This is a genomic window from Serratia sp. CY31944 (genome assembly GCF_052169175.1).
GTDB classification, from domain to species: Bacteria; Pseudomonadota; Gammaproteobacteria; order Enterobacterales; family Enterobacteriaceae; genus Serratia; species Serratia sarumanii.
The window spans coordinates 26,936-40,102 of the sequence record NZ_JBJNLG010000026.1; the positions used below are offsets into that span (position 1 = coordinate 26,936).

Consider the following 13,167-nt stretch of genomic DNA (forward strand, 5'->3'; position numbering starts at 1 on the left):
TATCAACGGTTAGGCCAGCTGGTTATAAACCCTGGCGATGCGGCCGCTGCCGCTGACGTTGACCGGGGATTCGAAAGCCCCGATAAAGCAGGATTCGCCCGGTTTGAGCGTCAGGCGTTGCCCGGATTTTTCCAGCGTCGCTTCGCCGGTGACGCAGAACACGATGGCGGCGCTTTGCTGCGCCAGCGCCTGCGGGGCGGCGGTCAAATCGTGCAGCGAGAAGGCGAAATCCTCCACCGGAATCGGGAAGAACAGCTCGTTGCCGCGTGGCTCCGGCTGGGTCAGCAGGCCGGAAGCCGGCTGCGGGCGGAACTGCAGATTGGCCAGCAGCTCGGGCACGTCGATGAATTTCGGCGTCAGGCCCGCGCGCAGCACGTTGTCCGAGTTGGCCATCACCTCCAGCGCCACGCCTTTCAGGTAGGCGTGCGGCGTTTCGGCATACAGGAACATCGCTTCGCCCGGCGCGAGCTGCACCACGTTCAGCAGCAGCGGTGAGAACAGGCCGCTGTCGTCCGGATAGAAGCCGGCGATAAAGCGTACGGTATCCCAGGGTTCCCCCTGCTGGTTGTTGAGCGCGGCTTTCAATACGCCGAGCGCCAGCGACTTTTGCTCGCCGCTCATCGTCAACAGACTGGCGAACAGGGTTGCGAGATGCGCGGTGTCCGGCTGTTGCAGGAAGGCGGCGATGTCGTGGTGTGCGCCGGCGATCGGTTGCAGCAGGGAAACGATATCGGCCAGTTCGCGAAAGCCGTTCATCGCCAGGAACGGCGTGAGGGCGAACACCAGCTCGGGCTTGTGGTTGGGATCTTTATAGTTGCGTTCGGCGGCGCTCAGGGGGATGCCGGCGGCATTCTCTTTCGCGAAGCCGATTTCGGCCGCCGCTTTGCTCGGGTGGACCTGGATCGACAGTGGCTGATCGGCGCAGAGTACTTTAAACAGGAACGGCAACTCGCCAAAGCGGCTGGCGACGTTGGCGCCCAGCTGTTTTGGCTGGTCTTCATCGATCAGATCGCGCAGCGAACGCAGCTCGCCGTCGGCGCCCGGCACGCGGGAAGGGCTCTTGGGATGGGCGCCCATCCACAGTTCGGCCATCGGCAGATTATCAGGGTTGGCGATGCCGTAAAGACGGGTCAGCGCATCGTGGCTGCCCCAGGCGTAATTCTGTACCGCGTTGGTCATTTTTTGCATGTCGATAAACGTCCTTAGCGTCATTGCCGTACCGGATGGCAATAACTTACTGATTTTATACGGTTAGTTAAATCTGTGCCGACAACCATCATACGCCCGCGTCGGCAGGAAAAATCATGGGCGCGATCAAAACAACGCCGAATAACGTCGCGCCCGGCAACGGGGCCAAAGTATAGCGTGATAACGATCGGCGCCTCAATTGGCGCGCAGGCCTCAAGGCGGCCCGGAAAACCCGCCGTTCGATTATTTTTTGAACCGGCGGGATTATTGCCGATAGTCCGCTCATCTTGCCGCATTATTTATTATTCAGCATGTCAAAATATGACTGCTGAATTTATTTTTTACCGTCTGAGCCATTCCCTTATTATTATTTTCGCGCTGCGCCGGGCGATCACACGCCGAGCTTAAACCTGCGCGTCAGACCCCTTTACCGTAACGGCTAACGAGTCGATTTAACAAAACCAGAGGTCTGTTGCATGAAAAAACTGTTGTTGCTGTTGGGGCTTTGCGCCGGCGCAGCCCAGGCGGCGGTGATTGTCACCTATCCCTACGCGGCGCCGCGCGCCGTGGCGATCGCGCCGGCGCCGATCGTCGTTGCACCCGCGCCGGTCGCGGTTCCCGCCGCGATCGTGCCCGTGGCGCACCCGTTGGCGCTCACCGCCGGCGCGGTGGCGACCGGGGCCTATCGGCATCATGAACGGCAGGACGCCTACGACGAGATCAATCATCTGCAGCAACAACGTATCGATGAGCTCAATCATTTACAGGCGCAGCGCATCAATAATTTTAATTCGCGTCATCCGCGTTAATGATTAGCCACACTTTTATTCTCCTGGCTCATTCCCGGCCGTTTATTTCGCCGCGGGTTAACCGATGGAAAATAACCGCGTCGTTAATGGGTAAAAAAGATGAAACGTGCTGTGAGATAACTCTCTTAATGCGAATAGTTATTATGTCACTATACTGGGAGTGCATGCCGACGGGGGGTAGCGCGTCGGCTCAACCCTACGATTTTAGGAATTATGCTAAGGAGATAATGATGGCAGGCGTTCGTATCGAAAAAGACTCTATGGGCCCCATCGAAGTACCGGCCGACAAGCTGTGGGGCGCGCAAACCCAGCGTTCGTTGGCGCATTTCCGCATTTCCTCCGAAAAGATGCCGACCGCGCTGATCCACGCGCTGGCGTTGACCAAGCGCGCCGCCGCGCAGGTGAACGTGGATCTGGGGCTGCTGCCGGCCGAACGGGGCGCCGCCATCATCAGCGCCGCCGACGAAGTGCTGGCGGACAGCCATGCCGACCAGTTCCCGCTGTCGATCTGGCAAACCGGTTCCGGCACCCAGACCAACATGAACATGAACGAAGTGTTGGCCAACCGCGCCAGCGAGCTGCTGGGCGGCGTGCGCGGTGAAGAGCGCAAGGTGCACCCGAACGACGACGTCAATAAAAGCCAGAGCTCCAACGACGTGTTTCCCACCGCGATGCACGTGGCGGCGGTGATTGCGCTGCGCGAACATCTGATCCCCGAGCTGAAAGTGCTGCACAAGACGCTGAGCGACAAGGCTGAAGCCTACCGCGACATCGTCAAAATCGGCCGCACCCATCTGCAGGACGCCACGCCGCTGACCCTGGGGCAGGAGATCTCCGGTTGGGCGGCGATGCTGGCGCACAATCTGAAACACATCGAGGACAGTATTCCGCACATCGCCGAGCTGGCGCTTGGCGGCACGGCGGTCGGCACCGGGCTGAACACCCATCCGGAGTACGCGGTGCGCGTGGCTAAAGCGCTGGCGGAGTTGACCCATCAGCCGTTCGTCACCGCCCCGAACAAGTTCGAAGCGCTGGCGACCTGCGACGCGCTGGTGCAAGGACATGGCGCGCTGAAAGGGCTGGCGGCCTCGCTGATGAAGATCGCCAACGACGTGCGCTGGCTGGCTTCCGGCCCGCGCTGCGGCATCGGCGAGATTTCGATCCCGGAGAACGAACCGGGCAGTTCCATCATGCCGGGCAAGGTCAACCCGACCCAGTGTGAGGCGATGACCATGCTGTGCGCCCAGGTGCTGGGCAACGACGTGGCGGTAAACATTGGCGGCGCTTCCGGCAACTTCGAGCTGAACGTGTTCCGCCCGATGGTGATCCACAACTACCTGCAGTCGATCCGCCTGCTGGCCGACGGCATGCAGGGCTTCAACGAGCACTGCGCGGTGGGCATCGAACCGAACCGCGATCGCATCACCCAGTTGCTGAACGAATCGCTGATGCTGGTGACGGCGCTCAACACCCACATCGGTTACGACAAGGCGGCGGAAATCGCCAAGAAAGCGCACAAGGAAGGGCTGACGCTGAAAGCCGCGGCGCTGAAGCTGGGCTACCTGACCGAAGCGCAGTTCGACGAGTGGGTGCGGCCGGAAGCGATGGTCGGCAGCATGCAGAAATGATTGATCTGTGAGGCAACCGGGGGCTTACTGAGGTAAGCCCTTTTTTGTGGAGAAATCAAGATGTCGCGCGCACAACGTTTACTCGATCTGATGCAGCTGCTGCGCAGTCACCGTTATCCGGTGGCGGGCCATGCGCTGGCGCAGACGCTGGGCATCAGCATGCGCACGCTGTACCGCGATATCGCCACGCTGCAGCAGCAGGGGGCGGAGATCGCCGGCGAGGCGGGCGTCGGCTATGTGCTGCGCCCTGGCTTTATGCTGCCGCCGCTGATGTTCTCGCAGGCGGAGACAGAAGCGTTGGTGCTGGGGATGCGCTGGGTCAGCCGCCGCGGCGACAGCCAACTGGCGAGTGCGGCGGGCCAGGCGCTGGCCAAGATCGCCGCCGTGCTGCCGCCGGCGCTGCGGGAGGAGCTGGAGGCCAATACGCTATTGATCGCGCCGGTTCAGGCACCGCCGGTGGCGGATGAGCTGCGGGTGCTGATCCGTGACGCCATCCGCCGCGAGCGCAAGCTGCATATCGGCTATCTCGATCTGGCGGGGCAGCGCAGCGAACGCCTGCTGTGGCCCTTTGCGCTGGGCTTTTTCGACCAGCTCCAGGTGCTGGTCGCCTGGTGCGAGCTGCGCCAGGCGTTTCGCCATTTTCGCCTCGATCGCATTCAGGCCGCCATGCCGTTGGAACAGCGCTATCCGCGCGGCCGGCGGCGGCTGCTGAAAGAGTGGCGCCTCAGCGAGGGCATTGCGGAGCAATAGCGGCACGCTGCTGCCATAAACTGTCAGTAGCGCGCTTTAGTCTGTGCCTATCGGGAACCGGCCGGTTCCCATCACCCAGAGGACAGACCGATGACCCTTCCCAGCATGGCCCTGCTTTACGTCGATAACCCGCTGAACAGCGCCGCCTTTTATCAACGCTTACTGGGACAGGCGCCGATGGAACTTTCTCCCGGCTTCGCCCTGTTCGTGCTCAACAACGGCTTTAAGCTGGGGATGTGGGCCAAACAGGGGGTAAAACCTGCGGCGACCCTGACCGGCGGCGGCGGTGAACTGGGCTTTTTGTGCCAGGATCCGCAAGAGGTCGAAGCGCACTATAACCAGTGGCGCGAACTCGGGCTGCCGATTGAACAAACGCCGACCGAGATGGCGTTCGGTTACACCTTCGTGGCGCGGGATCCGGACGGCCATCGCCTGCGGGTGTATGCCCTCAGCGAGTAGCGTCGTCGGTATACAGGTGCAGGCGTGGTACCAGCAGCCGCAGCGGCCGGGCGTCGGGTTTGTAGCGGTGTTTCACCGCGTCGACGTCGTAGTTGAGCAGCTCGCCAATCTTCGGCACCGCGGCGCCGTTTTCAACCTGACACAGGGCGATCAGCGGCAGCGGGCAGGGGTGTTGCACCTGTTTTTGCTGCTGCTGATACCACACCCGGGCGATCGGCTGCACTTTGACCGGCCGCTTGATTTTCAGCGTCGCGTGCTGCGGCAGGCGGCTGACGTCGTCTATCTCGCGGCTGACCAGGGCAGCCCACTGTTCACGGCTGTGCGGCGGCACCGCGCGGCCGGCTTTCAGGCTTTTCTCCAGCTGCGCCAGGATGTCGTCCCGCTTGACGTTTTTGATGATGTGCTTGTTGGCCCAGCCGAAGCGCACGGAGTCGGGATTGGTCAGGGCGGTGAGGGTGCGATAGGCGCTGAGGGTAATCAGCCCGTGCAGATGGGTGTGCACGAACTCGAAACGCTGCTCCGGCGCCAGGCCGGAATCGACGGTGATAATCTGTTCCAGCTCGCCCTTCAGGCGATTGATCAGCGCCAGCTGCGTTTGCAGCGCCTGATACTCCGGCTGCTCCACCGCCAGACAGATGACGCCGGGCAGGCGAACGGCGGCCTTGCTGCTGACATTCTCCCGGTTATGGTGGATAAACAGCCGCTGATAGTGCTCCAGCGCCAGATCGCGCGCCGCTTGCCCCACATGCTGTTCGACCGCGATATGTGAGATGGCCTGATGTTCCTGGCCTTTTTCAACCTCCGGCAGGCTGAACACCCGCGCCGCCAGCAACCGCAGCGGGGCGATCTGCTGCTGCAGCGCGCCGAGCGCCTGCTCCAGTTCGCTAAAGCAGGCGTTCATCCGGCCTATCACATCGTATCTGCTCATCGCACCTTCCTGTTTTAGTTACAACATACTATAGAAGAGTAGCAGACTGGGGGCAACATAGGCCACCGGGGAAAAGGCGGCTTCATTGGCCACCCGGCTTATCAGCGGAAAATACGCCATAACGGTCTTTGGCGGCAGGGCACGCAATACACTCTGTATGCGTAGTGTTTTGATTAATTTATGGATTTTATCCTGTTCGTTTGTGTTTTGTTTAATCCATTTTCCGCTCGCCGTTGTCCAAACGCTGGAACAAACGGAATGGCAGGACGCGATGAGCCCTTGGGGTTATCTTTTCTTCTGTCATTAACGGGCGCTTTAAACGGAGGTTCACTGTGGATATTAAACAGAAAGTCAAAAACATGACGCTGGAAGAGAAAATCGGGCAAAAAATCATGCTGGATTTTCGCTACTGGGATCGGAGCGGTAACAGCAATCAGGATATGACCGTTCCCGATGAAGCCATTGGCAAGCTGATCGCCGATAACCACGTGGGTGGGGTGATCCTGTTTGCCAATAATCTGAAAGACAAGCAGCAGATCAACACGTTGACGGCCTGGTATGCCGCGATGAAAACCCACGCGGGCATTCGTTTGTTTATTGGCACCGACAACGAAGGCGGTAACGTTTTCCGGCTGCCGCGCGGCGACTATGCCTCATTTCCCGGCAATATGGCGCTCGCGGCGGCGATTGAGGGCGGTGCGGATAAACATCTCGCCGTTGAACAAGGCAAACTGATGGCCCAGGATATGCGCGCGTTGCATATCAATACCAACTTTGCCCCGGTCGTGGACGTCAACACCAACCCGTTCAACCCGGTGATTAACGTTCGCGCCTTCAGCGATGATAAGAACACCGTTTCCCGTCTGGCAGAGAAAATGGTGGCGGGCATGAAACAGCAGGGGCTGATCACCGCTTACAAGCACTTCCCCGGCCATGGCAGCACCTCGACCGACTCGCATACCGGTTTGCCGCGCGTCGATCGCACGCGGGAAGAGGCTTTTGCCATCGATATCGCCCCTTACAAGCAGGCCATCGATCGCTGCGCGGCGCCGGACATGGTCATGACCGCCCATATTCAGTATCCGGCACTGGATAACCGCCAGATAGACACCCGCAGCGGTGAAAAAATCACGGTGCCGGCCACCATGTCGCATGAAATTCAGACCCAGATCCTGCGCAATGAATTGGGGTATGCCGGCGTAACGATTTCAGACGCGCTGGATATGGGCGCGATTGCCGAGCATTTCAGCCAGCAAGCGGCCGCTGAAAACGTCTTTGCCGCCGGGGTGGATATTGCCCTGATGCCTGTCAGCATCGCCTCGCCGGCCCAGGCGCGCTTGCTGCCGGATCTGATCCGTTACCTTGCGGACAGGGTGAAAACGGGCTATCTCAACGAAGCCGATATCGATGCCTCGGTCGAGCGAATTTTGCGCCTCAAATTACGCCATAACCTGATGGGGCATCGCGATCACCCCTGTTCCAACGACGCTTCGTCCTCAGCGCACAAGCTGGAAAAACGCATCGCCGATCGCTCCATTACCGTGGTGATCAATCGCCACAGCCTGTTGCCGTTGAAGGACAAAACGCTGCGCTACTTTATTTTGACCCCGTGGGGCGAGCAGGCCAACGGCATTGCGCGCGTGATGGCGCAGGAGGGGTATCAGAACGTCGTTGCCGCGAAGGAAACGGAACTGAGCGATGCCCAGATCAGAGAGCATATTGCCGGCTGCGACGTGTTCCTGCTCGGAACGCTGTCAACCCGCTTTACGCCTGCCGAGCAGGATGGGGTGGTGACTTCCGCAACCGGAGCGGGCAATGACGGCAGCCCTTATCCGGGCTGGTTGAAATACGCCGCCGAGCAGGGGAAAAAACGTGTTCACCTCTCACTGCGCGCCCCTTACGATATCGTGAACTATGCCGCAGAGGTGGAGGCGGCTGTCGCCACCTACGCCTACTACGGTTATGACAGCGGCGTGTGGCGCGGCCCTTCGATGGTCTCTTTGGCGCAGGTGCTGACGGGCAAAATCAAACCGCAGGGCAAATTGCCGGTCAACACCTGGCATGACTACGATGCGGAAACCAATACGGGCAAGGTGGCGTTCCCTCGCGGGACTGGGCTGAGCTGGTGATGGGATAAGGACACCGGCGTCGTCTGAAAAAGGCGACGCCGGCAGCTTGAAAGCGGTCAGTTTCTTGCTCTGCACGCAACGACATGGGATAACCGTCACTCACGGAAGGAGAATCAGGATGCCGACAGGCGCAACAAAATTAGGCGGATGGCTGTTGATGGCCGCCATGCTGGGCGTGAGCGGATGCGCCAAGCCACCCGAACCGGAGAAGCCTCCGCGGCCGACACCGCCGATAACACCGATGCGGGGCATCTGGCTGGCCACGGTCATTGGCCTGGACTGGCCGCCGGCGGCCTCCCTGAAGGCGGAAACCGCGCAAGAGCGGGTTTGCCAGCAGAAACAGGGGCTGACGGACGCGCTGGACGAGATGGTGAAAACCGGGATTAACACGGTCTATTTTCAGGTTAAACCGGACGGCACGGCCCTGTGGCGCTCAAACATCTTGCCTTGGTCTGAGGTGTTGACCGGCACCGTTGGCCAGGATCCCGGCTATGATCCGCTGGCCTTTATGCTGCAAGAAGCGCACCGGCGCGGCATCAAGGTGCATGCCTGGCTGAACCCTTATCGGGTTTCCATGAATACCCGCCCACAGACGATTGAGGCACTCAATCATACGCTGCAGTCGCCGCCGGCCAGCGTCTATGCGCTGCATCCCGACTGGATACGCACCGCCAACGAGCGCTTCGTGCTCGATCCCGGCCTGCCCGACGTGCGCAACTGGATCACCGGCGTGGTGGCTGAAATCGTCAAAAACTATGAGGTCGACGGCATTCAGTTTGACGATTATTTCTATTACGAAACGCCGCAATCGCCGCTGGATGATGAACGAACGTATCGCGCATACGGCAAAGGATTTGCAGACAAAGCCGCCTGGCGCAGAGACAACACGCTGCAATTGATAAAACAGGTGTCAGCCGCCGTCAAAGCATTGAAGCCCGAGGTTGCGTTTGGCGTCAGCCCGGCGGGCGTATGGCGAAACAAAGCGGACGATCCTGACGGTTCGGCGACGCGGGCAGGCGCGCCATCGTACGATACGGCCTATGCCGATACGCGCCAGTGGGTAAAACTGGGGCTGCTCGATTACATCGCACCGCAGCTGTATTGGCCTTTTGATCGCGAAATTGTCCGCTACGACGTGCTGGCCAACTGGTGGGCCGAGGTGGTGAAAGGCACGTCGGTTCGGCTCTATGCCGGGGTGGCGCTGTATAAAGTAGGCACGCCTGCCGCCGGTGAGCCGGCCTGGGCCGTCGAGGGCGGCGTTCCCGAACTGAAAAGGCAGCTCGATCTCAACGAAAGCCTGCCGGGAATGGGGGGAACCATCCTGTTCCGGCAACGCTATCTGACTGAGCCGCAAACGGATAAGGCGGTGGAGTACCTGCGCACCCGCTGGAAAACCGGTCAATAATCACAGGCACTGGCATGACAAGCCGCGGCAAACCACCGCGGCTTTTTCTCTTCAAAGGCGCGCCGCTTCCGGCAGGCGTTTCAGGTAATGCACTACCAGCAGCGCCAGCAGCAGCATCAGGCTGATGAACGCCGCCACGCCATTCCAGCCGAAACTGTGCCAGAACACGCCGCCGAGGGTGCCGGCCACGCTCGAGCCGACGTAATAGCAGAACAGATACAGTGACGACGCCTGGCCTTTGGCGCGGCGCGCGCGGCGGCCGATCCAGCTGCTGGCCACCGAGTGGGCGGCGAAGAAACCGGCGGTAAACAGCATCATGCCGATAAAGATCGCCGGCACCTGCGGCAGCGCGGTAATCAGGATCCCGATCAGCATAATCACGATTGAGGCCAGCAGCACCGGGCCGCGCCCAAAGCGAGAGGTGAGCGCACCGGCCTTGGGCGAGCTGTAGGAGCCGGTGAGGTACACCACCGACAGCAGGCCGACGATCGCCTGGCTCAGGTGGTAAGGATCCGCCAGCAGGCGATAGCCGATGTAGTTGAACAGGGTGACGAAGCTGCCCATCAGCAGGAAACCTTCCGCGAACAGCAGCGGCAGGCCCTTATCGTGCCAATGCAGTTTGAAATTGATCAGCAGGGTACGCGGGCGCAGCGAGCTGGCGCGAAAATGCCGCGAGGCGGGCAGGATGCGCCAGAACATGCAGGCGGCGGCGAGGGCGAACAGGCCGATGACCCCGAGCGATACGCGCCAGGAGAAGAAGTCGGTCAACACCCCGGTCACCAGGCGGCCGCTCATGCCGCCGATCGAGTTGCCGCTGATGTACAGCCCCATCGAGAAGGCGACGAAGCTGGGATGGATCTCTTCGCTGAGATAGGTCATGCCGACCGCCGCCACGCCGCTCAGCGACAGGCCGATCAGCGCGCGCATCAGCAAAATGCCGTGCCAGCTGGTCATAAAGGCGCAGATCAGCGTGCAGACCGCCGCCAGCAGCAACGCCACCACCATCACCGATTTGCGGCCGATGGCGTCGGACAGCGGCCCGGTGAACATCAGGCCGATCGCCAGCATACCGGTGGAGACCGAGAGCGACAGGCTGCTTTCCGCCGGCGAGACGCCGAAATCTTGCGACAGCACCGGCAGGATCGGCTGCACGCAGTAAAGCAACGCGAAGGTCGCCAGCCCGGCGGAAAACAGCGCCAGCGTCACACGCATAAACTGCGGCGTGCCGCGTTCGATGTAGGGGAGTTTGTTGTTGAGGGTGGAGCGTTTTACTTTTGGCGCAGCGGCCGCGTCATCGTTGGCGGCCAGCGTCGACGGCATCGCGGCCGCAGAACGCACAGGGGTTGTCACAGCGTTTCCTTACCGAACTTCGGGGAGATAAACAGACACTTTGCAGATAACAAAATGATAGGGAGCGGCGATTTTTTTGTCTAATATATTAATAATTAAAATTAAGACGTTTTAAATATGAATATCGAATTGAGGCACCTGCGTTACTTTATCGCCGTGGCGGAAGAGCTGCATTTTGGCCGCGCCGCCGAGCGGCTGCGCATCTCCCAGCCGCCGCTCAGCCAGCAAATCCAGGCGCTGGAGGAGATGGTCGGCGCGCGGCTGCTGGCGCGCAACAACCGCAACGTCAGTTTGACCCAGGCCGGGGAGATGTTCCTCAAAGAAGCCTATCAGGTGCTCGATCAGGTCGGGCGCGCGGCGGAAAAGGCGGCGCGTCTGGATCGCGGCGAACTGGGGGAAATGACCATCGGCTTTACCTCTTCCGCGCCCTTTATCGGCGTGGTGTCGCGCAGCCTGCGCGCCTTTCGTCAGCACTCGCCGCAGGTGCATATCAAAATGCGCGAAATCAACACCAAACAGCAGATCGAACCGCTGCTGAACGGTGAGCTGGATCTGGGGGTGATGCGCAACACGCGGCTGCCGGAAGCGCTTCACTATCAGCTGCTGCTGCGCGAACCGCTGGTGGCGGTGGTGCCGCAAGGGCATCCGCTGGCGGAAACGCCCGGCGGCGCACTGCGTTTCCAACATCTGGCGCAGGAGCCGTTCGTGTTTTTCTCGCGCGAAGTGGGCACCGCGCTGTACGACGAAATTCTGCTGCTGCTCGGCAAGGCCGGCATAACTCCGTACATCACCCAGGAAGTGGGCGAAGCGATGACCATTATCGGGCTGGTTTCCGCCGGGTTGGGGGTGTCGATTCTGCCAGCCTCTTTCGCCCGGGTGCGGGTGGACGGCGTGCGCTATCTGCCGCTGGCGGAACCGGACGCCACCACCGAAGTGTGGCTGGTGCATCACCGCCGGCGGCCGCTGACCGCTGCGGCGCAGGCGCTGATGGCGTTGATGCTCAAATGACGCCGAAACCGGGTAAATAAAACTCGATTCACGCTGAAATTGCGAGGAATTTGTGCAGCAAATCACATAACGAATCAAATAGTTGACGCTGTATGACAAAAGCCCCACCATAACCCCTAGTCTTTATTTAGAAGCGCGAAAAATAGTAGGAGCAGGTTTGTGATTGCGGTTGGGCAGCCTGGGCATATCGATCAAATCAAGCAGACTAATGCGGGGGCGGTTTATCGGCTAATCGATCAACTGGGCCCGATTTCGCGCATCGAACTGTCAAAACGCGCGCAGCTGGCGCCCGCCAGCATCACCAAGATCGTGCGCGAACTGCTGGAAGCCCATCTGGTCAAGGAAACCGAGTACCAGGAAATCGGCAGCCGGGGCCGCCCGGCGGTGGGCCTGGTGCTGGACACCGAAGCCTGGCATTACCTGTCCGCCCGCATCAGCCGCGGCAGCATCACGCTGGCGCTGCGCGATCTCAGCAGCAAACTGGTGGTGGAGGAACAGCTGCCGCTGGCGGCCGAACACCCCGAACCGCTGCTGAAACGCATCCTGACCGAAGTCGACCAATTCTTTATCCGCCACCAAAGCAAGCTGGAGCGGCTGACGGCGATCGCCATCACGCTGCCGGGCATGATCGACGTGCAGTCCGGCGTGGTGCATCGCATGCCGTTTTACGACGTGCTGGAGATGCCGCTCGGCCCGGCGCTGGAAACCCGCACCGGCCTGCCGGTTTACCTGCAGCACGACATCAGCGCCTGGACCATGGCCGAGGCGCTGTACGGCGCCTCACGCGGCAGCCAGAACGTCATTCAGGTGGTGATCGACCATAACGTCGGCGCCGGGGTGATCACCGGCGGCCATGTGCTGCACGCCGGCAGCCACAGCGTGGTGGAGATCGGCCACACCCAGGTCGATCCTTACGGCAAACGCTGCTACTGCGGCAACCACGGCTGTCTCGAGACCGTGGCCAGCATCGAGAACATGCTGGAGATCGCCCAGCAGCGGCTGAGCGGCTCGATGAGCTCCAGCCTGCACGGCGCGCCGCTGACCGTCGAATCACTGTGCGACGCCGCGCTGGCGGGGGATCAGCTGGCGCGGGACATTATCCTCGGCGTCGGCCACAGCGTGGGGCGCATTCTGGCTATCATGGTCAACCTGTTCAATCCGGAGAAGATCCTGGTGGGCTCGCCGCTCAACCGCGCGGCGGAGATCCTGCATCCGGCCATCGCCTCCTGCATTCGTCAGCAGGCGCTGCCGGCCTACAGCGAGCAGGTCAAGGTCGAATCCACGCAGTTCTTCAATCAGGGCACCATGCCCGGCGCGGCGCTGGTGAAAGAGGCGCTGTACAACGGTTCATTGCTGGTGCAGCTGCTGCAGGGCTAACATCAGAACTTCTTATTAATTCCGCAAAAGATTGAGCTACCTCAAGCCCCTATGAGGGCGCATCCCCTAGAATTTTTCCGCAAGACTTCTTCGCCGCCGGTGCGGCGACACATTGTTAACGGGGCATTCTGGGGCA

At 60.8% G+C, this 13,167-nt stretch carries 11 protein-coding genes; 8 read left to right on the forward strand and 3 right to left on the reverse strand.

Annotated features, from left to right (window positions below; translation table 11 throughout):
* Nucleotides 1-9: 9 nt before the first annotated feature.
* Complete coding sequence (manA, locus tag ACJ8IN_RS22300) at nt 10-1,188, reverse strand: mannose-6-phosphate isomerase (protein WP_060420508.1); 1,179 nt, start codon at nt 1,186-1,188, stop codon at nt 10-12.
* 476 nt (nt 1,189-1,664) lie between these two features.
* Here manA and ACJ8IN_RS22305 point away from each other — a divergent pair, with 476 nt between their 5' ends.
* The 4 genes from ACJ8IN_RS22305 (at nt 1,665) to ACJ8IN_RS22320 (ending at nt 4,834) form a co-directional block, all read left to right on the forward strand.
* Complete coding sequence (locus ACJ8IN_RS22305; RefSeq protein WP_033654745.1) at nt 1,665-1,997, forward strand: hypothetical protein; 333 nt, start codon at nt 1,665-1,667, stop codon at nt 1,995-1,997.
* A gap of 230 nt (nt 1,998-2,227) precedes the next feature.
* The gene (gene fumC / locus ACJ8IN_RS22310; RefSeq protein ID WP_033638434.1) at nt 2,228-3,625 is read left to right on the forward strand and encodes a class II fumarate hydratase; all 1,398 of its coding nucleotides are present in this window, start codon (nt 2,228-2,230) and stop codon (nt 3,623-3,625) included.
* 60 nt (nt 3,626-3,685) lie between these two features.
* On the forward strand, nt 3,686-4,375 hold the full coding sequence (locus ACJ8IN_RS22315; RefSeq protein WP_060420511.1) for a helix-turn-helix transcriptional regulator: 690 nt from the start codon (nt 3,686-3,688) through the stop codon (nt 4,373-4,375).
* A gap of 90 nt (nt 4,376-4,465) precedes the next feature.
* Entirely contained in the window at nt 4,466-4,834 is a 369-nt protein-coding gene (locus tag ACJ8IN_RS22320) for a VOC family protein (protein ID WP_060420514.1), read from the forward strand.
* Here the strand turns inward: ACJ8IN_RS22320 and tus are convergent.
* Nucleotides 4,824-5,762: a DNA replication terminus site-binding protein gene (gene tus / locus ACJ8IN_RS22325; RefSeq protein ID WP_033638437.1), complete on the reverse strand. Its 939-nt coding sequence runs from the start codon at nt 5,760-5,762 to the stop codon at nt 4,824-4,826. The genes ACJ8IN_RS22320 and tus overlap by 11 nt on opposite strands.
* 332 nt (nt 5,763-6,094) lie before the next feature.
* Between tus and ACJ8IN_RS22330 the strand changes: the two genes are divergently transcribed.
* On the forward strand, nt 6,095-7,891 hold the full coding sequence (locus ACJ8IN_RS22330) for a glycoside hydrolase family 3 protein (RefSeq protein ID WP_308325696.1): 1,797 nt from the start codon (nt 6,095-6,097) through the stop codon (nt 7,889-7,891).
* A 118-nt stretch (nt 7,892-8,009) separates the two neighbouring features.
* Nucleotides 8,010-9,296, forward strand: coding sequence for a glycoside hydrolase family 10 protein (locus ACJ8IN_RS22335; RefSeq protein WP_047567644.1), 1,287 nt, complete (start codon nt 8,010-8,012; stop codon nt 9,294-9,296).
* Between the two features lie 51 nt (nt 9,297-9,347).
* Here ACJ8IN_RS22335 and ACJ8IN_RS22340 read toward each other — a convergent pair whose 3' ends face one another.
* Entirely contained in the window at nt 9,348-10,616 is a 1,269-nt protein-coding gene (locus tag ACJ8IN_RS22340) for an MFS transporter (RefSeq protein ID WP_308326148.1), read from the reverse strand.
* Between the two features lie 147 nt (nt 10,617-10,763).
* Here ACJ8IN_RS22340 and ACJ8IN_RS22345 point away from each other — a divergent pair, with 147 nt between their 5' ends.
* Together ACJ8IN_RS22345 and mlc are read left to right on the forward strand one after the other, a co-directional pair.
* Nucleotides 10,764-11,654 carry a LysR substrate-binding domain-containing protein gene (locus tag ACJ8IN_RS22345; RefSeq protein WP_033638441.1) on the forward strand — a complete coding sequence of 297 codons (891 nt, stop codon included), beginning with the start codon at nt 10,764-10,766 and terminating at the stop codon, nt 11,652-11,654.
* 159 nt (nt 11,655-11,813) lie between these two features.
* Nucleotides 11,814-13,031 (forward strand): sugar metabolism global transcriptional regulator Mlc, encoded by a 1,218-nt coding sequence (mlc, locus tag ACJ8IN_RS22350; RefSeq protein WP_004938526.1) that lies wholly within the window; start codon nt 11,814-11,816, stop codon nt 13,029-13,031.
* Nucleotides 13,032-13,167: the final 136 nt, after the last annotated feature.

Bases quoted from the DNA above. Each gene is read 5' to 3' on its own strand.
- manA (WP_060420508.1), bottom strand. From the start codon at position 1,188: ATGCAAAAAATGACCAACGCGGTACAGAATTACGCCTGGGGCAGCCAC.
- ACJ8IN_RS22305 (WP_033654745.1), top strand. From the start codon at position 1,665: ATGAAAAAACTGTTGTTGCTGTTGGGGCTTTGCGCCGGCGCAGCCCAG.
- fumC (WP_033638434.1), top strand. From the start codon at position 2,228: ATGGCAGGCGTTCGTATCGAAAAAGACTCTATGGGCCCCATCGAAGTA.
- ACJ8IN_RS22315 (WP_060420511.1), top strand. From the start codon at position 3,686: ATGTCGCGCGCACAACGTTTACTCGATCTGATGCAGCTGCTGCGCAGT.
- ACJ8IN_RS22320 (WP_060420514.1), top strand. From the start codon at position 4,466: ATGACCCTTCCCAGCATGGCCCTGCTTTACGTCGATAACCCGCTGAAC.
- tus (WP_033638437.1), bottom strand. From the start codon at position 5,762: ATGAGCAGATACGATGTGATAGGCCGGATGAACGCCTGCTTTAGCGAA.
- ACJ8IN_RS22335 (WP_047567644.1), top strand. From the start codon at position 8,010: ATGCCGACAGGCGCAACAAAATTAGGCGGATGGCTGTTGATGGCCGCC.
- ACJ8IN_RS22340 (WP_308326148.1), bottom strand. From the start codon at position 10,616: ATGCCGTCGACGCTGGCCGCCAACGATGACGCGGCCGCTGCGCCAAAA.
- ACJ8IN_RS22345 (WP_033638441.1), top strand. From the start codon at position 10,764: ATGAATATCGAATTGAGGCACCTGCGTTACTTTATCGCCGTGGCGGAA.